At 67.2% G+C, this 17,241-nt stretch carries 27 protein-coding genes; all 27 read right to left on the bottom strand.

Annotated features, from left to right (window positions below; all coding sequences use genetic code 11):
* Nucleotides 1–121 precede the first annotated feature (121 nt).
* The 27 genes from rpsI to rplV all read right to left on the bottom strand — a co-directional run bounded on the left by rpsI (nucleotide 122) and on the right by rplV (nucleotide 17,202).
* Nucleotides 122–625, bottom strand: a complete 504-nt coding sequence (gene rpsI, locus D9R02_RS03840; protein WP_019309627.1) for a 30S ribosomal protein S9 — start codon at nucleotides 623–625, stop codon at nucleotides 122–124.
* A 32-nt stretch (nucleotides 626–657) separates the two neighbouring features.
* A complete protein-coding gene (gene rplM / locus D9R02_RS03835; protein ID WP_019309628.1) occupies nucleotides 658–1,101 on the bottom strand; it encodes a 50S ribosomal protein L13 in 444 nt (147 codons plus the stop codon).
* Between the two features lie 273 nt (nucleotides 1,102–1,374).
* Nucleotides 1,375–2,328 (bottom strand): tRNA pseudouridine synthase A, encoded by a 954-nt coding sequence (locus tag D9R02_RS03830; RefSeq protein ID WP_059281415.1) that lies wholly within the window; start codon nucleotides 2,326–2,328, stop codon nucleotides 1,375–1,377.
* Nucleotides 2,329–2,421: 93 nt separating this feature from the next.
* Nucleotides 2,422–3,186, bottom strand: coding sequence for a 50S ribosomal protein L17, sunset domain variant (gene rplQ, locus D9R02_RS03825; RefSeq protein ID WP_019309630.1), 765 nt, complete (start codon nucleotides 3,184–3,186; stop codon nucleotides 2,422–2,424).
* Between the two features lie 71 nt (nucleotides 3,187–3,257).
* On the bottom strand, nucleotides 3,258–4,277 hold the full coding sequence (locus D9R02_RS03820) for a DNA-directed RNA polymerase subunit alpha (protein ID WP_019309631.1): 1,020 nt from the start codon (nucleotides 4,275–4,277) through the stop codon (nucleotides 3,258–3,260).
* Nucleotides 4,278–4,424: 147 nt separating this feature from the next.
* Entirely contained in the window at nucleotides 4,425–4,829 is a 405-nt protein-coding gene (gene rpsK / locus D9R02_RS03815; RefSeq protein ID WP_012397714.1) for a 30S ribosomal protein S11, read from the bottom strand.
* Nucleotides 4,830–4,887: 58 nt separating this feature from the next.
* Nucleotides 4,888–5,256, bottom strand: coding sequence for a 30S ribosomal protein S13 (rpsM, locus tag D9R02_RS03810; protein WP_012397713.1), 369 nt, complete (start codon nucleotides 5,254–5,256; stop codon nucleotides 4,888–4,890).
* Nucleotides 5,257–5,414: 158 nt separating this feature from the next.
* Nucleotides 5,415–5,528, bottom strand: coding sequence for a 50S ribosomal protein L36 (gene rpmJ / locus D9R02_RS03805; RefSeq protein WP_012397712.1), 114 nt, complete (start codon nucleotides 5,526–5,528; stop codon nucleotides 5,415–5,417).
* A gap of 85 nt (nucleotides 5,529–5,613) precedes the next feature.
* Complete coding sequence (gene infA / locus D9R02_RS03800; protein ID WP_012397711.1) at nucleotides 5,614–5,835, bottom strand: translation initiation factor IF-1; 222 nt, start codon at nucleotides 5,833–5,835, stop codon at nucleotides 5,614–5,616.
* 211 nt (nucleotides 5,836–6,046) lie between these two features.
* Entirely contained in the window at nucleotides 6,047–7,195 is a 1,149-nt protein-coding gene (gene rlmN / locus D9R02_RS03795; RefSeq protein ID WP_121566355.1) for a dual-specificity RNA methyltransferase RlmN, read from the bottom strand.
* Between the two features lie 48 nt (nucleotides 7,196–7,243).
* A complete protein-coding gene (map, locus tag D9R02_RS03790; protein WP_019309633.1) occupies nucleotides 7,244–8,077 on the bottom strand; it encodes a type I methionyl aminopeptidase in 834 nt (277 codons plus the stop codon).
* 181 nt (nucleotides 8,078–8,258) lie between these two features.
* Nucleotides 8,259–8,825, bottom strand: coding sequence for an adenylate kinase (locus tag D9R02_RS03785; RefSeq protein WP_019309634.1), 567 nt, complete (start codon nucleotides 8,823–8,825; stop codon nucleotides 8,259–8,261).
* 83 nt (nucleotides 8,826–8,908) lie between these two features.
* Entirely contained in the window at nucleotides 8,909–10,222 is a 1,314-nt protein-coding gene (secY, locus tag D9R02_RS03780) for a preprotein translocase subunit SecY (RefSeq protein ID WP_121566354.1), read from the bottom strand.
* A gap of 189 nt (nucleotides 10,223–10,411) precedes the next feature.
* On the bottom strand, nucleotides 10,412–10,879 hold the full coding sequence (gene rplO, locus D9R02_RS03775; protein WP_019309636.1) for a 50S ribosomal protein L15: 468 nt from the start codon (nucleotides 10,877–10,879) through the stop codon (nucleotides 10,412–10,414).
* 2 nt (nucleotides 10,880–10,881) lie between these two features.
* Nucleotides 10,882–11,088 (bottom strand): 50S ribosomal protein L30, encoded by a 207-nt coding sequence (gene rpmD, locus D9R02_RS03770; protein ID WP_012397705.1) that lies wholly within the window; start codon nucleotides 11,086–11,088, stop codon nucleotides 10,882–10,884.
* A complete protein-coding gene (rpsE, locus tag D9R02_RS03765; RefSeq protein WP_019309637.1) occupies nucleotides 11,088–11,813 on the bottom strand; it encodes a 30S ribosomal protein S5 in 726 nt (241 codons plus the stop codon). Before rpsE ends, rpmD begins: the two co-directional genes overlap by 1 nt.
* Nucleotides 11,810–12,181 (bottom strand): 50S ribosomal protein L18, encoded by a 372-nt coding sequence (rplR, locus tag D9R02_RS03760; RefSeq protein WP_012397703.1) that lies wholly within the window; start codon nucleotides 12,179–12,181, stop codon nucleotides 11,810–11,812. Before rplR ends, rpsE begins: the two co-directional genes overlap by 4 nt.
* A 2-nt stretch (nucleotides 12,182–12,183) precedes the next feature.
* Nucleotides 12,184–12,720 (bottom strand): 50S ribosomal protein L6, encoded by a 537-nt coding sequence (gene rplF, locus D9R02_RS03755; protein ID WP_019309638.1) that lies wholly within the window; start codon nucleotides 12,718–12,720, stop codon nucleotides 12,184–12,186.
* Nucleotides 12,721–12,751: 31 nt separating this feature from the next.
* Nucleotides 12,752–13,150 carry a 30S ribosomal protein S8 gene (gene rpsH / locus D9R02_RS03750; protein ID WP_019309639.1) on the bottom strand — a complete coding sequence of 133 codons (399 nt, stop codon included), beginning with the start codon at nucleotides 13,148–13,150 and terminating at the stop codon, nucleotides 12,752–12,754.
* Nucleotides 13,151–13,224: 74 nt separating this feature from the next.
* The gene (gene rplE / locus D9R02_RS03745; RefSeq protein WP_019309640.1) at nucleotides 13,225–13,794 is read right to left on the bottom strand and encodes a 50S ribosomal protein L5; all 570 of its coding nucleotides are present in this window, start codon (nucleotides 13,792–13,794) and stop codon (nucleotides 13,225–13,227) included.
* Nucleotides 13,794–14,132 (bottom strand): 50S ribosomal protein L24, encoded by a 339-nt coding sequence (gene rplX, locus D9R02_RS03740; protein ID WP_019309641.1) that lies wholly within the window; start codon nucleotides 14,130–14,132, stop codon nucleotides 13,794–13,796. The genes rplE and rplX overlap by 1 nt, the downstream gene beginning before the upstream one ends.
* Before the next feature lies 1 nt (nucleotide 14,133).
* Nucleotides 14,134–14,502, bottom strand: coding sequence for a 50S ribosomal protein L14 (gene rplN, locus D9R02_RS03735; protein ID WP_012397698.1), 369 nt, complete (start codon nucleotides 14,500–14,502; stop codon nucleotides 14,134–14,136).
* Between the two features lie 500 nt (nucleotides 14,503–15,002).
* Complete coding sequence (gene rpsQ, locus D9R02_RS03730) at nucleotides 15,003–15,290, bottom strand: 30S ribosomal protein S17 (RefSeq protein ID WP_019309642.1); 288 nt, start codon at nucleotides 15,288–15,290, stop codon at nucleotides 15,003–15,005.
* Entirely contained in the window at nucleotides 15,287–15,583 is a 297-nt protein-coding gene (gene rpmC / locus D9R02_RS03725) for a 50S ribosomal protein L29 (RefSeq protein WP_019309643.1), read from the bottom strand. Before rpmC ends, rpsQ begins: the two co-directional genes overlap by 4 nt.
* A gap of 3 nt (nucleotides 15,584–15,586) precedes the next feature.
* Entirely contained in the window at nucleotides 15,587–16,003 is a 417-nt protein-coding gene (gene rplP, locus D9R02_RS03720) for a 50S ribosomal protein L16 (protein WP_019309644.1), read from the bottom strand.
* Entirely contained in the window at nucleotides 16,003–16,836 is an 834-nt protein-coding gene (gene rpsC, locus D9R02_RS03715) for a 30S ribosomal protein S3 (RefSeq protein ID WP_012397694.1), read from the bottom strand. The genes rplP and rpsC overlap by 1 nt, the downstream gene beginning before the upstream one ends.
* Nucleotides 16,837–17,202, bottom strand: coding sequence for a 50S ribosomal protein L22 (gene rplV, locus D9R02_RS03710; RefSeq protein ID WP_012397693.1), 366 nt, complete (start codon nucleotides 17,200–17,202; stop codon nucleotides 16,837–16,839). It abuts the gene before it with no gap.
* Nucleotides 17,203–17,241 lie beyond the last annotated feature (39 nt).

The following is a 17,241-nucleotide window of genomic DNA, read 5'->3' as shown; positions in this document are numbered from 1 at the left end:
CCCCTCCCCTCCCCCCGGCCACGCAGCCCAGGACGCAAAAACGCAGGGCCCCGGGCCTCGGCCGAAACCGAGGAACGGGACCCCGCGAGACGAAACCCGGCCGAGGCCTGGGTGGCGTCGTTTAGCGCTTGGAGTACTGCGGAGCCTTGCGCGCCTTCTTGAGGCCGGCCTTCTTGCGCTCGATGACGCGGGCGTCACGGGTCAGGAAGCCTGCCTTCTTGAGGGCGGGACGGTTGTGCTCGGCGTCGATCTCGTTGAGCGCGCGAGCCACGCCCAGGCGCAGTGCACCGGCCTGGCCGGAGGGGCCGCCGCCGGAGATGCGGGCGATGACGTCGTAGCCGCCCTGCAGCTCGAGGAGGGTGAACGGATCGTTCACCTCCTGCTGGTGCAGCTTGTTGGGGAAGTACTCCTCCAGGCTGCGGCCGTTGACGGTCCACTTGCCGGAGCCGGGGATGAGGCGCACGCGGGCAACGGCCTGCTTGCGGCGGCCCACGGCCTGGCCGGGAACGGTCAGGGCGGGGCGCTCCGACATGGCGGCGCCACCGGCCACGGACTCGGTGGACTCGGAGGTGTAGCTGGTCAGCTCCACGTCCTCGGTGATCTGCTCTTCAGTGTTCTGAGCCACGATTCTCCTTATGTGTTCTTCGTTGGCCCGAATTACTGGGCGACCTGCGTGAATTCGTAGGGCTTGGGCTGCTGCGCCTGGTGCGGGTGCTCGGCACCGGCGTAGACCTTGAGCTTGGACAGCTGCTGGGCTGCCAGCTTGTTCTTGGGCAGCATCCCCTTGACGGCCTTCTCCACGGCGCGCGTGGGGTTCTTCTCGAGCAGCTCGGCGTAGCTGGTGGACTTGAGTCCGCCCGGGTAGCCGGAGTGGCGGTAGGCGCGCTTCTTCTGGAGCTTGGAGCCGGTGAGGGCCACCTTCTCCGCGTTGATGATGATGACGAAATCGCCGGTGTCCACGTGGGGAGCGAAGGTCGGCTTGTGCTTCCCGCGCAGCAGTGTTGCGGTCTGGCTGGCAAGACGACCCAGGACGACGTCGGTGGCGTCGATGACGTGCCACTGACGCTGGACGTCACCGGGCTTCGGAGTGTACGTACGCACGTTGATCTGCCTTCGTTTGTCTGGTGAAGACACGATTACTCGTGTCGATCGGTTCTGCTGTGCTTCGGGGCCCGGGTGAGATCCGGGCGGCATCCGTGCGTCCGCAACCCGGTGCACCGCACGGCCCTGCGCTCTGCAACATGAGCGACCGCTGCGGGTACACGTGAACCGGGGCAGAACACGCACAACAGCGTTCGATGATACCGGATCCCCGCTCCGCCCGCCACTCACGGCCAGGACTGCCCCGGGGAGCACCCGTGCGCTCCCCGGCCGTCAGTCGTCGTCTCGCCGGGCTCGGGTCACGCGCGCACGCTCGGCGAGTTCCTGCGCGTCGGGATAGTGCACCGCGTCCAGGACCAGGCCGTGGGCCGGGGCCATCGCCACGGCGGCGTCCCGGACCCGTGCCTCGAGCCGCTGAGCGGGCCACGCGGCGTCGTGCCGCCCCTGCCCCACGCGCACCACCGCGCCCACGATCGAGCGCACCATGTGGTGGCAGAAGGCATCGGCGGTGAGCGCCGCCGTGATCATGCCGTCCGCCCCGCGCGTGACGGACGCCCGCTGCAGCTCGCGCACCGTGGTCGCACCCTCGCGAGGCTTGCAGAAGCTCAGGAAGTCGTGCAGACCCAGGAGGTCTCGCACCGCCCGGTCCATGGCGGCCACGTCGAGCCTCTCGTCCACCCACCAGGAGTACGTGCGCGCCAGCGGGTCGTGGCCCGTCACGGCATCGGCCACGCGGTAGAGGTAGCCGCGGGACAGCGCCGAGAAGCGCGCGTCGAAGCCCACCTCGGCCACGGACACGTCCCGCACCACCACGGCGCCCACGGCGGGCGCCCATCCCTCCGCGGCCCGATCCTTGCCGAGCACCCTGTTCAGCGCCCCGTTCAGCCGCCGCGTCAGCTCCGGCACGGGCGCGCCCGCCCCCGTCTCCCCGTCACCATGCTGCGTGGGCACGCCGCCGCGCACGACGTCGCGTGACATGCCACGCCGCCTGCTCTGCTGCTGCCAGCGCTGCCGGGGCACATCCACGTGCACGGTCTGGTGCCGGGCGTGCACCCCCGTGTCCGTGCGTCCGGCCACCACGGTGGGACACGCCTCGCGGAAGATGAGGGAGAGCGCGTCCTCCAGGGCCGCCTGGACGCTCGGCAGACCCGGTTGCCGCGCCCACCCCTTGAACGGCGCACCGTCGTACGCCAGGTCGATCCGCAGTCTGATCTGCTCCTGCCCCACAGGTCTCCCTCTCGTTCTCGGAGACGACGACGCCGCCGCAGGCAACCTGCGGCGGCGTCGTCTCCGGTGTCCGTTCGACCGAAGAACCCGAGACTACTCGGAGATCTTCTGCGCGGCGGCGCCGCCCGCGGGCTGGAAGCCGGCGGCCTCGGCGTTGGCCGGAGAGTCGAACCAGATCTCCGCGGTGGTGCCGGAGTACCAGCGCGAACCGGGCACGTGGTACTTCATGGAGTTGCGGTTGCCCTTGACCGAGAAGCCCTCGGGGGCCTCACCGGACTCGAGCGGAGCGTGCGAACCCGGGAACTCGGCCTCCGAGTTCTCGGCGGCGACCTCAGCGGCCTCCTCCGAGCCCACGGCAGGAGCCTGCTCGTCGGCCGGGATCTCCTTCTCCTGGACGTCCGCGGTGGTGGAACCGGCGGGGGTGTCCACGGGAGCGGCGGGAGCCGGGGCAGCCTTGGCCGTGGCGCGCTCGGCCTCGGACACGGTCGCCTTGGAGGCCACGGGCTCCATCACGAGCTCGATGACGGCCATGGGGGCGTTGTCGCCCTTGCGGTTGCCGATCTTGGTGATGCGGGTGTAGCCGCCTTCGCGACCCTCCATGGCCGGCGCGATGCTGGTGAACAGCTCGTGCACCACGGACTTGTCGGTCAGCTGACGCATGACCCGACGGCGGGAGGCCAGGTCACCGCGCTTGGCGAAGGTGATGAGCCGCTCCGCCACCGGACGCAGGCGCTTGGCCTTGGTCACGGTGGTGGTGATCCGCTTGTGCTCGAACAGCTGCTGGGACATGTTCGAGAGGATCATGCGCTCGTGGGTCGGCCCGGCGCCGAGACGGGGTCCCTTGGTAGGGGTAGGCATAGTAGATCTCCTGGTGATCGGTCCCGCGCGGGCAACTCATCGCCCGCGGGGCACGGAAAGTGGTGTGGGCGTCAGTCGAGATCGACGTCGAACGGGTTGTTGTTGTCGTCCTCGTCCTCGAGCGACGCCGCGTGGGCGGCGAGGTCGTAGCCCGGAGGGGAGTCCTTGAGGGCCAGACCGAGCTCGCCGAGCTTGTCCTTGACCTCGTCGATGGACTTGGCACCGAAGTTGCGGATGTCCATCAGATCGGCCTCGGAACGACCCACGAGCTCACCCACGCTGTGGATGCCCTCGCGCTTGAGGCAGTTGTAGGACCGGACCGACAGCTCGAGGTCCTCGATGGGCAGCGCCATGTCCGCGGCGGCGGCCGCGTCCGTGGGCGAAGGACCGATCTCGATGCCTTCCGCCGCGGAGTTCAGCTCGCGGGCCAGCCCGAACAGCTCCACCAGCGTGGTGCCGGCCGAAGCCACCGCGTCGCGCGGAGAGATGGCCTCCTTGGTCTCCACGTCGAGGATGAGCTTGTCGAAGTCGGTGCGCTGCTCCACACGGGTGGCCTCCACGCGGAAGGTCACCTTGAGCACGGGAGAGTAGATCGAGTCCACGGGGATCCGACCGACCTCCGCGTCACCGGACTTGTTCTGGGACGCCGAGACGTAGCCGCGGCCGCGCTCGATGGTCAGCTCGATCTCGAGCTGGCCCTTCGAGTTAAGGGTCGCGATGTGCAGCTCGGGGTTGTGCACCTCGACACCGGCCGGAGCCGAGATGTCAGCCGCGGTGACCTCGCCCGGGCCCTGCTTGCGCAGCCACGCGGTGACGGGCTCGTCCTCCTCGGAGGACAGCGAGAGCTTCTTGATGTTCAGGATGAGCTCGGTGACGTCCTCCTTGACGCCCTCCACGGTGGAGAACTCGTGCAGCACGCCGTCGATGCGGATGCTGGTCACGGAGGCCCCGGGGATGGAGGACAGGAGCGTGCGGCGCAGGGAGTTGCCGAGGGTGTACCCGAAACCCGGCTCGAGGGGTTCGATCACGAACCGGGAGCGGTTCTCGGCCACAGCCTCTTCCGTGAGGGTGGGGCGCTGTGCGATGAGCACTGATGTTTCCTTTCAGCGTGCCTCCGCCATATGACGCACGCAGGTGGTGGAAAACAAAATGGGTGGATGCCGCGGTGAGCAGGCGAGGTCACCGCGTCGATGCGTGGTCACCGGGCTCCTGGGAGCCCGGTGACCACGCGACACGAGTCAGACGCGGCGGCGCTTGGGGGGACGGCAGCCGTTGTGCGCTGACGGGGTCACGTCCTGGATGGAGCCGACCTCCAGCCCGGTGGCCTGCAGAGCGCGGATCGCGGTCTCGCGCCCCGAGCCCGGTCCCTTGACGAACACATCCACCTTGCGCATGCCGTGCTCCTGGGCGCCCTTGGCCGCGGCCTCGGCGGCCTGCTGCGCGGCGAACGGAGTGGACTTGCGCGAGCCCTTGAAGCCCATGCCGCCGGCCGAGGCCCACGACAGGACCGCACCCGAGGGGTCGGTAATGGACACGATGGTGTTGTTGAACGTGGACTTGATGTGAGCCTGACCTTGGGTCACATTCTTGTTCACCTTGCGACGCGGCTTGCGAGCGGCCGTCGCGCGAGTTTTCTGGGCCATGGATTCTCCTACAAAGATCTTCGACGTCGGTCAGCCGCCCACTGGACGGCGGCCGCGATTACTTCTTCTTACCGGCGACCGTGCGCTTGGGACCCTTGCGGGTGCGCGCGTTGGTCTTGGTGCGCTGGCCGTGGACGGGCAGACCCCGACGGTGACGCAGGCCCTGGTAGCTGCCGATCTCGACCTTGCGGCGGATGTCGGCGGCCACCTCACGGCGAAGATCGCCTTCGACCTTGTAGTTGCCTTCGATGTAGTCACGCAGCTCCACGAGCTGCGGATCGGTGAGATCCTTGACGCGCACGTCCCCGGAGATGCCCGTGGCTTCCAGAGTTTCGAGTGCGCGGGTGCGGCCCACGCCGTAGATGTAGGTCAGCGCAACTTCCAGCCGCTTTTCACGGGGAAGATCAACGCCTGCGAGACGAGCCATAGTGGCGGTTCTCCTTGATGTTCCGGAGGTCTTGAACACCGCGTCCCGATCGTGCTGCGACCGGTCTCCGGCCTCCGTGCCGGGGGTTGCCGCGCCCTGGGGCGGCGGCTGCGGTGTCCGTTCTTGTCAATCCACTTGCGTGGGCGGGAGCGTTCCCGTCAGCCCTGGCGCTGCTTGTGCCGGGGGTTCTCGCAGATCACCATGACCCGCCCGTTGCGGCGGATCACCTTGCACTTGTCGCAGATCTGCTTGACGCTCGGTTGGACCTTCATCGCATTCCTTCGCGTACTCGTAATGGCGTGTGCACTCCGACCCCTGCCGTGCGGACGCTGTCTGCGCGAGCACGGGGCCTGGATGCTACTTGTAGCGGTAGACGATCCGGCCTCGGGAGAGGTCGTAGGGGCTGAGCTCCACCACCACGCGGTCCTCGGGGAGGATCCGGATGTAGTGCTGGCGCATCTTGCCAGAGATATGGGCGAGCACCTTGTGCCCGTTGGTCAGCTCCACACGGAACGACGCATTGGGCAGTGCCTCGACCACAGTGCCTTCGATCTCGATGACTCCGTCTTTCTTGGCCATATCCTCCGCTAACTTCTCGAGGGGTCCGGGTGTCTATCCGGACGGCGGTGCCCGCTTCCAGCTGCCCAGACGAACAACCCCGCGCCGCACGTGGCAACGAGGGGGTGGGTTCCGGGCATGACTCGATCTGCGAGCACAAACAACCAACCGACGACACTACCCGGTTCTGCGTGTTGGCGCAAGCGACGGCGGGGTGGTTCCGCAGCGACCGTCAGACGTCCGTGGCCAGCTGCCCGCACGCGCCGTCGATGTCCGACCCGCGGGTGTCGCGCACCGTGGTGGGGATCCCGTGGGCGCGCAGGCGCTCCACGAAGTTCTGCTCCACGCCCGGACGGGACGCCGTCCACTTGGAGCCCGGTGTGGGGTTGAGCGGGATGGGGTTGACGTGCACCCAGCCGCCGCCGCGCTTGTTGAGCTTCTCCCCCAGCAGGTCCGCGCGCCAGCCCTGGTCGTTGATGTCCCGGATCAGGGCGTACTCGATGGACACGCGCCGGCCCGTGGCGTCGTAGTAGTCCCGGGCGGCGTCGAGGGCCTCGTCCACCTTCCAGCGTGTGTTGATCGGAATGAGCTCGTCACGCAGCTCGTCGTCCGGGGCGTGCAGGGAGAGCGCGAGCGTGATGGGCAGCTTCTCGAGCGTGAACTTCCGGATCCCGGGAACCAGCCCCACCGTGGACATGGTGAGACCGCGCGCCGAGATGCCCAGCCCGTCCGGTGAGGGGTCGATGATGCGGTGGACCGCCCCCATGGTGGCCTTGTAGTTGGCCAGGGCCTCCCCCATGCCCATGAACACGATGTTCGACACCCGTTGCGGCGCTTCTTCGGGGTCTCCCACGGCGCCGTCCCGCAGCGCTCGAACACCTTGGACCACCTGGTCCACGATCTCCGCGGCGGAGAGGTTGCGGGTGAGGCCGGACTGGCCCGTGGCGCAGAACGGACAGTTCATGCCGCAGCCCGCCTGGGAGGAGATGCACATGGTGACCCGCTTGTCGTAGCGCATCAGCACGGACTCGACCATGGCGTTGTCGTACAGGCGGTGGACGGACTTGACCGTCATTCCCTCGTCCGCACGCAGCTGCCGCACGGTCCGCAGCAGCGGGGGCATGGCCTTGGCCACCAGATCCTCGCGCTGGTCCGCCGGCAGGTCCGTCATGGCCTCGGGGTCCGCCTCGAACCTCTCGAAGTAGTGCTTGGACAGCTGGGACGCCCGGAAGGCGGGGTAGCCCGCGTCCTTCAGGAACGCCTTGCGCCCGGCCATGTCGAAGTCCGCTATGTGCAGCGGGGGTTTGCCTCGACGGGCGGGCTTGAACACGAGCTGGCCGGCTTCCGGCCGCGGGGTGATCTCAACGGGTTGCGTGGTCATTGCTGTCCTCTCCCTGCGAGTGTCCCAGGGTCGTGGTGGTTGCCGGTCTCAGGTGCCGGGGATGGGCACCGGGTGGACTCCCAGTGGTGCGAGCTCCGCCGCTCCGCCGTCCTCGGCGGTCAGCACCCAGAGCCCCTGGCTGTGCAGGCACACGCTGTGCTCCCACTGGCTCGCGCGGGAACCGTCCACCGTGACCACGGTCCAGTCGTCGTCGAGCACGCGGGTCTCGATGTCCCCGCGCACGAGCATCGGCTCGATCGCCAGTGCCATCCCGGTGGTCAGGCGTGGCCCCCGGTGCTTGATCGCGAAGTTCGGGACGTCCGGCGCCATGTGCATCTCCGTGCCGATGCCGTGGCCCACGTAGTCCTCGAGGATGCCCAGCCGGGCCCCCACCGCCGCCCGCACGTGGTTCTCCACGGCGAGGCCGATGTCCCCCACGTGCGTACCCGTGGCCATCGCGGCGATGCCCCGCCACATGGCGGCCCGGGTCACGTCGGAGAGCTGCTGGTCCGCGGGATCGTGCGTGGTGCCCACCAGGACCGTGCGGGCGGAGTCACCGTGCCAGCCCCCGACCACGGCGCCGCCGTCGATCGAGACGATGTCCCCGTCCCGCAGCACCCGCTCCCCCGGGATCCCGTGGACCACCTCGTCGTTCACGGAGGTGCACACAGTAGCGGGATACCCGTGGTAGCCGAGGAAGTTGGAGCTCGCCCCGTGCTCGTCCAGGACGGCACGGAACGCCGTGTCCAGGTCCGCGGTGGTGGCCCCGGGCACGGCGGCCGCCACGGCGGCGTCGAGCGCCAGGGACGTCACCACGCCCGCGCGTGACATGGCCGCCAGCTCGGCGTCGGACTTCAGCTGGATCCTGCGGCGTCCGAACACAGTGCTCGGCTCCTCCCGTGTGTTGTCAATGGCCCCGACCCCGAGGCCCGGTGCGGTGGGCGGACGGGCCCCCGAACCGGTGCTCGCGCACCGCCTCGGGGGCCCGGTCATGGTGAATATTTTTTGTGGACTGCGCGGCGGCGCCGGTCCGGTGAGCGGCACTCGACGCCGCACCGCCGTGTCAGCGGGGCAGCGCCGCCATGATGCGCTCGGTGACCTCGTCGATGCTGCCCAGGCCGTCCACACGGACCACGATGCCGCGGTCCTCGTAGACGCCCACCACGGGAGCGGTCTGCTCGTCGTAGACGTCCAGCCGGTGCCGGATGACGTCCTCGGTGTCGTCGGTGCGCCCCTGCTCCTGGGCCCGGCCCAGCAGACGGGACACGAGCTCGTCGTTGTCCGCCGTGAGCAGGAGCACCACGTCCAGGGACACCTGGCTCGTCTCGAGGATCCTGTCCAGTTCCTCGACCTGTGCCGTGTTGCGGGGGTAGCCGTCCAGCAGGAACCCCGCTGCGGTGTCCGGCTGGGACAGCCGGTCCCGCACCATGTCGTTGGTCACGGAGTCCGGCACCAGGTTGCCCGCGTCCGTGTAGCGCTGCGCCTCACGGCCCAGCTCCGTCTGGTCCTTGATGTTCGCACGGAAGATGTCCCCGGTGGAGATGGCGGGAACGCCCAGCCGCTCGCAGATCCGGGCGGCCTGCGTGCCCTTGCCTGCACCGGGCGGTCCGATGATCAACATGCGGGTCATGCTCTCTCTCCTTGCGTCGTCGTGAACGTGGACTCCAGTCTAACGGCCCGCCAACACGCGGCCCCGGTCTGATGGCGACCGGCTCAGGTGCGCAGGAGACCCTCGTAGTGGCGCTGCTGCAGCTGCGCGTCGATCTGCTTGACGGTGTCCAGGCCCACGCCCACCACGATCAGCAGGGAGGGTCCGCCGAACGGGAAGTTCTGGTTGGCGTCGAACAGCACCAGGGCGATCAGCGGGATCATGGACAGGACGCCCAGGTACAGCGCGCCGGGAAGCGTGATGCGCGTGAGCACGTAGCGCAGGTAGTTCTCCGTGGGGCGACCGGCACGGATGCGGGGGATGAACCCGCCGTAGCGCTTCATGTTGTTGGAGACCTCCTCCGGGTTGAACGTGATGGACACGTAGAAGTACGTGAACGCCACGATCAGCAGGAAGTAGGTGACCATGTAGACCGGGTGCTCGCCACCGGCCAGGTACGTGTTGATCCAGTCCACCCACCCGGGAGCGGGGCTGCCGTCGTCCGGCATGGCGAACTGCGCGAGCATCGTGGGCAGCGTGAGCATGGACGACGCGAAGATGATGGGGATCACGCCGGCCATGTTGACCTTGAGCGGAATGTAGGTGCTGGTGCCTCCGATCGTCCGCCGGCCCACCATGCGCTTGGCGTACTGCACGGGGATCCGCCGCTGCGACTGCTCCACGAAGACCACGCACGTGATCACCACGAGGCCGATCGCGCAGACGCCCAGGAACACTCCCCAGCCGCGGGACTTGAGGATGTCCCCGAGAGCCGCCGGGAACGTGGCCGCGATGGAGGTGAAGATCAGCAGCGACATGCCGTTGCCCACGCCGCGGTCCGTGATGCGCTCCCCCAGCCACATGATCACGGTGGTGCCGGCCGTCATGGTGATGATCATGATGATGATGACCATGATGGAGTCGTCGGGGATCACCGGGAGGGGGCAGTTGCCCAGCAGGCTTCCGGAGCGGGCCAGGGACACCACCGTGGTGGCGTTCAGCGCGGCCAGGCCGATCGTGAGGTAGCGCGTGTACTGGGTCAGCTTGGTCTGCCCCTGCGCGCCCTCGTCGTGGAGCTCCTGGAAGCGCGGGATCACCACGCGCAGCAGCTGCACGATGATGCTAGCCGTGATGTAGGGCATCACGCCCAGGGCGAAGATCGACAGCTGCAGCAGCGCACCTCCGCTGAACAGGTTGACCAGGTCGTACGCTCCGCCCGTGGTGTTTCCCATGGCGAGACACTGCTGCACGTTGCCGTAGTCCACGCCCGGGGCGGGGATGAAGGTCCCCAACCGGTAGATCACGATGATCGCGAGCGTGAACAGCAGCTTGTTGCGCAGCTCCGGCGTGGTGAACGCCCGCGCGAAAGCACTGAGCACTGGTCCTCCTCCAAAACGTGGTGGCCCGGTGGGTTCCGACCCCGGGCAAGTCTAGCGAAGGATGTGCCGCGGCCCTCCCGGCCCACGTGCGCACATCCCGGCAAAAACAGCGGGCCCCGTGCCGGTGATCCGGCACGGGGCCCGCTTCCAGTTCAGGGATTCACCCTACAACCGAATGCTGGAAACTTCTCACGCGTTCTGCGTGGAACCGCCAGCCGCGGCGATCTTCTCGGCCGCGGAGGCCGAGAACTTGTCTGCGGTGATGTTCAAGGCCACGGAGATCTCCCCGCTGCCCAGCACCTTCACCGGCTGGTTCTTGCGCACTGCACCCTTGGACACGAGGTCCGCGACGGTGACGGTGCCACCCTCGGGGAACAGCTCCGCGAGACGGTCCAGGTTCACGACCTGGTACTCCACGCGGAACGGGTTCTTGAACCCGCGCAGCTTCGGCAGGCGCATGTGCAGCGGCAGCTGCCCGCCCGCGAAACCGGCCTTGACCTGGTAGCGCGCCTTGGTGCCCTTGGTACCGCGGCCCGCCGTCTTGCCCTTGGAGGCCTCACCGCGGCCAAGACGGGTCTTGGCCTGGTGCGATCCGGGAGCCGGACGCAGGTGGTGAACCTTCAGAGCGTGGCGCTTGTTCTGGGTGTTCTCAGCCATGCTCAAGCCTCCTCAACCTCTACGAGATGGGTCACCGTGTTGATCATGCCCACGGTGGCCGCATCGGCCTTGCGCTCCACGACCTGGCCGGGGCGCTTGAGACCCAGCGAACGCAGCGTGTCGCGCATGTTCTGCTTCTGACCGACCACGGAGCGGACCTGCTTCACGCGCAGGGTCGCGCCGGTGGCCTGAATGCGCTTTCCGTTCATCAGGCACCTGCCTTCTGGATGTCACGCAGCAACGGCGCCGGGACGACCTCGTCCATGGGCAGGCCACGGCGGGCCGCCACGGACGCGGGCTCCTCGAGCTCACGCAGCGCCTGGATGGTCGCGTGCACGATGTTGATCTGGTTGGAGGAACCGAGGGACTTGGAGAGCACGTCGTGGATGCCCGCGCACTCCAGGACCGCACGCACCGGACCACCGGCGATCACGCCGGTACCCGGGGTGGCCGGGCGCAGCATGACGACGCCGGCCGCGGCCTCACCCTGCACACGGTGCGGGATGGTGCGGTCCTCCACGCGGGGAACCCGGAAGAAGTTCTTCTTGGCCTCCTCGACACCCTTGGAGATGGCCGCGGGAACTTCCTTGGCCTTGCCGTAGCCCACGCCGACCATGCCGTTGCCGTCGCCGACGACCACGAGAGCGGTGAAGCTGAAGCGACGACCGCCCTTCACGACCTTGGAGACGCGGTTGATGGTCACGACGCGCTCGAGGAACTTGTCCTTCTCCTCGTCACGGCCGCCGCGGCCACCACGGCCACCACGGTCGTTGCGGGAGCCGCGCTCGTTGCGCCCACCGCGGTCGTTGCGACCGCCGCGGCCACCGCGGTTCTCGTCGGAACCACGCTGCGAGGCGTTCGCCTCAGCCGTCTCGTTGGAACCGTTGGTGGCTTCGCTCACCTGAGTTTCCTTCTCGTTCTTCTGCTCGCTCACAGCGCCAGACCTCCTTCACGGGCACCCTCGGCCACCGCGGCCACACGGCCGTGGTACTTGTTGCCGCCGCGGTCGAACACGACGGTCTCGATCCCCGCAGCCTTGGCGCGCTCGGCGATCAGCTCACCGATGCGCTTGGCCTTGGCGGTCTTGTCGTCGGACGACGCACGCAGGTCGTTCTCCATGGTGGACGCGGAGACCAGGGTGAAGCCCTTGTCGTCGTCGATCACCTGGGCGACCATGTGGCGGGTGGAACGCGTGACCACCAGACGGGGGCGCAGCGCGGTTCCGGCGATGTGCTTGCGGACGCGGCGGTGACGCCGTGCGCGCTGAGCAGCCTTCGACTTTCCCTTGATTACGAGAGCCATGATTACTTACCAGCCTTTCCGGCCTTGCGGCGGATCTGCTCGCCCGCGTAGCGGACGCCCTTGCCCTTGTAGGGATCGGGCAGACGCAGGGAGCGGATCTTCGCGGCGACCTGGCCAACCTGCTGCTTGTCGATACCGGAAACGGTGACCTTGTTGTTCCCCTCGACGGACAGCGTGATGCCGTCCGGCGCGTTGAAGGGAACCGGGTGGCTGTAGCCCAGAGCGAACTCCAGGTTGGCCCCCTTGGCCTGCACGCGGTAACCCGTGCCCACGATCTCCAGCTGCTTGGTGTACCCCTCGGACACACCCTGGATCATGTTGGCGATCAGGGAACGCGTGAGGCCGTGCAAGGAGCGGGACTCGCGCTCGTCGTTGGGACGGGACACCTGCACGGTGCCGTCCTCGACGACCACCGTGATGGGTGCCGCGACGGTGTGGGTCAGCGTGCCCTTGGGGCCCTTGACCGACACTGCGGAACCGTCCACGGAAACCTCCACACCGGCGGGCACAGAGATCGGGAGACGTCCAATACGTGACATGTCTTCTTCCTTTCTTCTTCTGTGCTACCGGTTACCAGATGTACGCGAGGACTTCCCCGCCCACGCCCTTCTTGCCGGCCTGCTTGTCAGTGAGCAGCCCGGAGGACGTGGAGAGGATCGCGATGCCGAGGCCACCGAACACCTTGGGGAGGTTGGTGGACTTCGCGTACACGCGAAGGCCCGGCTTGGAGATGCGGCGAACACCGGCGATGGAGCGCTCACGGTTGGAGCCGTACTTCAGCGACATGGTCAGGGTCTTGCCGACCCGGGCCGGCTCCTCGGACCAGTCCGCGATGTAGCCCTCCGCCTTCAGGATCTCCGCGATGCGGGCCTTCAGCTTGGAGTACGGCATGCTCACGGTGTCGTGGTAGGCGGAGTTCGCGTTGCGCAGACGCGTCAGCATGTCTGCGACGGGATCTGTCATTGTCATGTGGGCTTCAGCCCTTCCTCGTCACGGTTTCCCTGCCGGTTGCAGCCCGCAGGGACCTTTTGACGTCGATGGAATCAGTTGGTCTTGAACGGGAAGCCGAGCGCCTTGAGCAGGGCACGGCCTTCGTCGTCGGTCTTGGCGGTGGTGACCACGGTGATGTCCATGCCGCGCACACGATCGATCTTGTCCTGGTCGATCTCGTGGAACATGGACTGCTCGGTGAGGCCGAACGTGTAGTTGCCGTTGCCGTCGAAGTGACGGTCGGACAGACCACGGAAGTCACGGATGCGGGGCAGCGCCAGGGTGACCAGTCGGTCCAGGAACTCCCACATGCGGTCGCCGCGCATGGTGACGTGCGCGCCGATCGGCATGCCCTCACGCAGCTTGAACTGCGCGATGGACTTCTTGGCTCGGTTGATCACGGGCTTCTGTCCGGTGATGGCGGTGAGGTCCTTGATGGCGTTGTCCACCAGCTTGGAGTCCTTGGCCGCTTCGCCCAGACCCATGTTGACCACGACCTTGACCACGCGCGGCATCTCCATGACGTTCGCGTAGCCGAACTGCTCCTGCAGAGCCGGAGCAACGGTCTCCTGGTACTTGGTCTTGAACCGGGGGGTGAACTTGGTTTCGGTCGTTTCGCTCATCACAGATCCTTGCCGGTGCTCTTGGACACGCGAACGCGGACGGTCTTCTGCTTGCCGTCGCGCTCCACGGTCTCGGTGCGGTAGCCCACACGGGTCGGCTTGCCGGTCTCCGGGTCCACGAGCATCACGTTGGAGATGTGGATCGGAGCCTCGGACTTGACGAGGCCGCCGGCTTCGCCCTGGGCGTTGGCGCGCTTGTGCTTGGTCACGACGTTCACGCCTTCGACCACCACGCGGGAGGTCTCGGTGATCACGCGCAGGACCTTGCCCTGCTCGCCCTTGTTCTTGCCGGTGATGACCTGCACGAGGTCGCCGGTCTTGATCTTGAATTTAGCCATGTCAGAGCACCTCCGGAGCCAGCGAGACGATCTTCATGAACTTCTTGTCGCGCAGCTCACGGCCCACCGGGCCGAAGATGCGCGTGCCGCGGGGGTCCCCGTCGTTCTTCAAGATCACTGCGGCGTTCTCGTCGAAACGGATGTAGGAACCGTCGGGACGGCGCCTCTGCTTCTTGGTACGGACCACAACCGCCTTGACCACGTCGCCCTTCTTGACGTTGCCGCCGGGGATGGCGTCCTTGACGGTGGCGACGATGACGTCACCAATGCCTGCGTAACGGCGTCCGGATCCACCGAGCACACGGATGGTGAGAATTTCCTTCGCACCCGTGTTGTCGGCAACCCGCAGCCGCGATTCCTGCTGAATCACTGAATACTCCTGTCGTCGCGCCGGTTCTCATCCAAACCTGCTGAATGTCGAGCCTTGCGGAACGGTGGTCGTGTGAACGCTTCACGCCACGGTCTCCCCCGAGGCCGTAGGAGGGGCCCGGGGCGCTGCGCAAAGTTTGCACGCTGTGATCTCGCACGTGTGGACGAGGGAAATCGTCCTGCTGCCCTGCCCGGATTCATGACTGAGCGCAGAATCAACGGGCAAGTTCTCGCAGCGTGCCCACCGAGCGGGTGGGTCGCCTTCCGCGGCGAACCGCGGGACTTGCCGCCGACCCGTGGACGTGCCGCGTGGGCACGAGGTCGGCTGTGGATTCTGGCTCAGCAGGGTCGAAGCCAGAGGGCACACGTGTGTCGACACGCGTACCGGCCTACTCTACCGCGTCGGGACGTCGATCTCCAATCGCCCGGGCGCAGACACGCAGCAGGCCCCCGCCCGGAACACCGGACGGGGGCCTGCCATCGAGACCCGGCGGGAAAGCCCTACTTGGCCTTCTCGATGATCTCCACGATCCGCCAGTTCTTGTTGGCGGACAGCGGACGCGTCTCGACGATGCGCACGAGGTCGCCGACGCCGCAGGAGTTCTGCTCGTCGTGCGCCTTCACACGCTTGGACTTGCGCAGCACCTTGCCGTAGAGCGCGTGCTTGACGCGGTCCTCGACCTGGACCACCACGGTCTTGTCCATCTTGTCGGAGACCACGTAGCCCTGGCGGGACTTGCGGTCACCGCGCTCGGCCGTAGCCGTCTCGTTGTTGACCTGCTCGCTCACTTGGCATCATCCTCAGACTTGGCAGCCTTCTTCGAGGCCTTTTTCTCGGTCTTCGCTGCGGCCGGCGCCACGTCCTCGCGGATACCGAGCTCGCGCTCACGCAGCACGGTGTAGATCCGCGCGATGTCGCGCTTGACGGACTTCAGACGCGAGTTGCTCTCGAGCTGACCGGTTGCAGCCTGGAAGCGCAGGTTGAACAGCTCTTCCTTGGACTTGCGCAGCTGGTCGGTGAGGGCACCGGTGTCAAGAGCCGCGAGGTTGTCCATGTTCAGATCCTTGGATCCAATAGCCATTGATCATTCACCGCCTTCGCGACGCACGATGCGTGCCTTCATCGGGAGCTTGTGGATTGCCAGACGCAGCGCCTCACGCGCCACCTCTTCGCTCACGCCCGAGATCTCGAACATGACGCGTCCGGGCTTGACGTTGGCGACCCACCACTCGGGGGAACCCTTACCGGAACCCATGCGGGTCTCGGCGGGCTTCTTGGTCAGGGGACGGTCCGGGTAGATGTTGATCCAGACCTTGCCGCCACGCTTGATGTGACGGGTCATGGCGATACGCGCGGCCTCGATCTGACGGTTCGTGACGTACGCCGGGCTCATCGCCTGGATGCCCCACTCGCCGAACGTGACCTGGGTTCCGCCCTTGGCCTGTCCCCGCCGACGCGGGTGGTGCTGCTTGCGGAACTTCACACGACGTGGGATAAGCATTACTTACCACCCTCTGCGTTGTTGGCCTCCGCAGCGCTGTTCTGCTGGGGGGCTGCGGCGGAGTCGCGCTCACGGCGCCCGCCACGGTCGTTACGGTCATTCGGACGACGACGCCGCTCGCCACCGCCGCCGCCGCGACGGTCGTTGCGACCGCGCGAGGACGGAGCAGCCGCCTGCTGGGCAGCCAGTTCCTTGTCGGTCAGGTCGCCCTTGTAGATCCAGACCTTCACGCCGATGCGGCCGAAGGTGGTCTTCGCCTCGAAGAAGCCGTAGTCGATGTTCGCGCGCAGGGTGTGCAGGGGCACACGGCCTTCGCGGTAGAACTCCGAGCGGGACATCTCCGCACCGCCCAGACGGCCGGCGCACTGGATCCGGATGCCCTTGGCACCAGCGCGCTGCGCGGACTGGATGGCCTTCTTCATGGCGCGGCGGAACGCGACACGGGAGGCCAGCTGCTCGGCAACACCCTGGGCGACGAGCTGCGCGTCGATCTCCGGGTTCTTCACCTCGAGGATGTTGAGCTGGATCTGCTTGCCGGTGAGCTTCTCGAGCTCGCCGCGGATGCGGTCCGCCTCGGCGCCGCGGCGGCCGATCACGATGCCCGGACGTGCCGTGTGGATGTCCACGCGGACGCGGTCACGGGTGCGCTCGATCTCGACCTTGGAGATGCCGGCGCGGTCCATGCCCTTGGACATGAGCTCGCGGATCTTGACGTCCTCGCGGATGTAGTCCTTGTAGCGCTGACCCGGCTGGTTGGAGTCGGCGTACCAGTGCGAGACGTGGTCGGTGGTGATGCCCAGACGGAATCCGTTGGGGTTGATTTTCTGTCCCACTTAGCGGACCTCCTCCTTCTCCGGGGTCGCCACGACCACGGTCACGTGGCTCGTGCGCTTGTTGATGCGGAACGCACGGCCCTGGGCACGCGGCTGGAACCGCTTCATGGTGGGTCCCTCGTCCACGAAGGCCGCGGAGACCACGAGGTCTTCCGGCTTGAACGCGAGTCCCTCGCGGTCGGCCTTCTGCCGGGCGTTCGCCACGGCGGATTCGAGAACCTTGAACACCGGCTCGGAAGCTGCCTGGGGGGCAAACTTCAGAATCGCCAATGCCTCATTCGCCTGCTGGCCACGAATCAGGTTGACGACGCGCCGGGCCTTCATAGGCGTCACGCGGATGTAGCGCGCAGATGCCTTGGCTTCCATTGCTTTCCTTCTCTCGTCTTGTCGAAGAAGTGCAGCGTG

The organism is Kocuria rhizophila, assembly GCF_003667225.1.
GTDB classification, from domain to species: domain Bacteria; phylum Actinomycetota; class Actinomycetes; order Actinomycetales; family Micrococcaceae; genus Kocuria; species Kocuria rhizophila.
Note: the sequence above shows the minus strand (reverse complement) of the source record. Positions and strands in the feature narration are given on the sequence as shown.

Coding starts and splice junctions, on each gene's coding strand:
- rplV (WP_012397693.1), bottom strand. CDS start 17,202: ATGGAAGCCAAGGCATCTGCGCGCTACATCCGCGTGACGCCTATGAAG.
- infA (WP_012397711.1), bottom strand. CDS start 5,835: ATGGCCAAGAAAGACGGAGTCATCGAGATCGAAGGCACTGTGGTCGAG.
- rpmJ (WP_012397712.1), bottom strand. CDS start 5,528: ATGAAGGTCCAACCGAGCGTCAAGCAGATCTGCGACAAGTGCAAGGTG.
- rplE (WP_019309640.1), bottom strand. CDS start 13,794: ATGAGCGAAACGACCGAAACCAAGTTCACCCCCCGGTTCAAGACCAAG.
- rplQ (WP_019309630.1), bottom strand. CDS start 3,186: ATGCCTACCCCTACCAAGGGACCCCGTCTCGGCGCCGGGCCGACCCAC.
- rpsH (WP_019309639.1), bottom strand. CDS start 13,150: ATGACAATGACAGATCCCGTCGCAGACATGCTGACGCGTCTGCGCAAC.
- rplF (WP_019309638.1), bottom strand. CDS start 12,720: ATGTCACGTATTGGACGTCTCCCGATCTCTGTGCCCGCCGGTGTGGAG.
- rplO (WP_019309636.1), bottom strand. CDS start 10,879: ATGGCTGAGAACACCCAGAACAAGCGCCACGCTCTGAAGGTTCACCAC.
- rplR (WP_012397703.1), bottom strand. CDS start 12,181: ATGGCTCTCGTAATCAAGGGAAAGTCGAAGGCTGCTCAGCGCGCACGG.
- rpmD (WP_012397705.1), bottom strand. CDS start 11,088: ATGAACGGAAAGCGCATTCAGGCCACCGGCGCGACCCTGCGCGTGAAG.
- rpmC (WP_019309643.1), bottom strand. CDS start 15,583: ATGGCTATTGGATCCAAGGATCTGAACATGGACAACCTCGCGGCTCTT.
- rplP (WP_019309644.1), bottom strand. CDS start 16,003: ATGCTTATCCCACGTCGTGTGAAGTTCCGCAAGCAGCACCACCCGCGT.
- rpsK (WP_012397714.1), bottom strand. CDS start 4,829: ATGGCCCAGAAAACTCGCGCGACGGCCGCTCGCAAGCCGCGTCGCAAG.
- rpsM (WP_012397713.1), bottom strand. CDS start 5,256: ATGGCTCGTCTCGCAGGCGTTGATCTTCCCCGTGAAAAGCGGCTGGAA.
- rplX (WP_019309641.1), bottom strand. CDS start 14,132: ATGGCTAAATTCAAGATCAAGACCGGCGACCTCGTGCAGGTCATCACC.
- D9R02_RS03785 (WP_019309634.1), bottom strand. CDS start 8,825: ATGACCCGCATGTTGATCATCGGACCGCCCGGTGCAGGCAAGGGCACG.
- rlmN (WP_121566355.1), bottom strand. CDS start 7,195: ATGACCACGCAACCCGTTGAGATCACCCCGCGGCCGGAAGCCGGCCAG.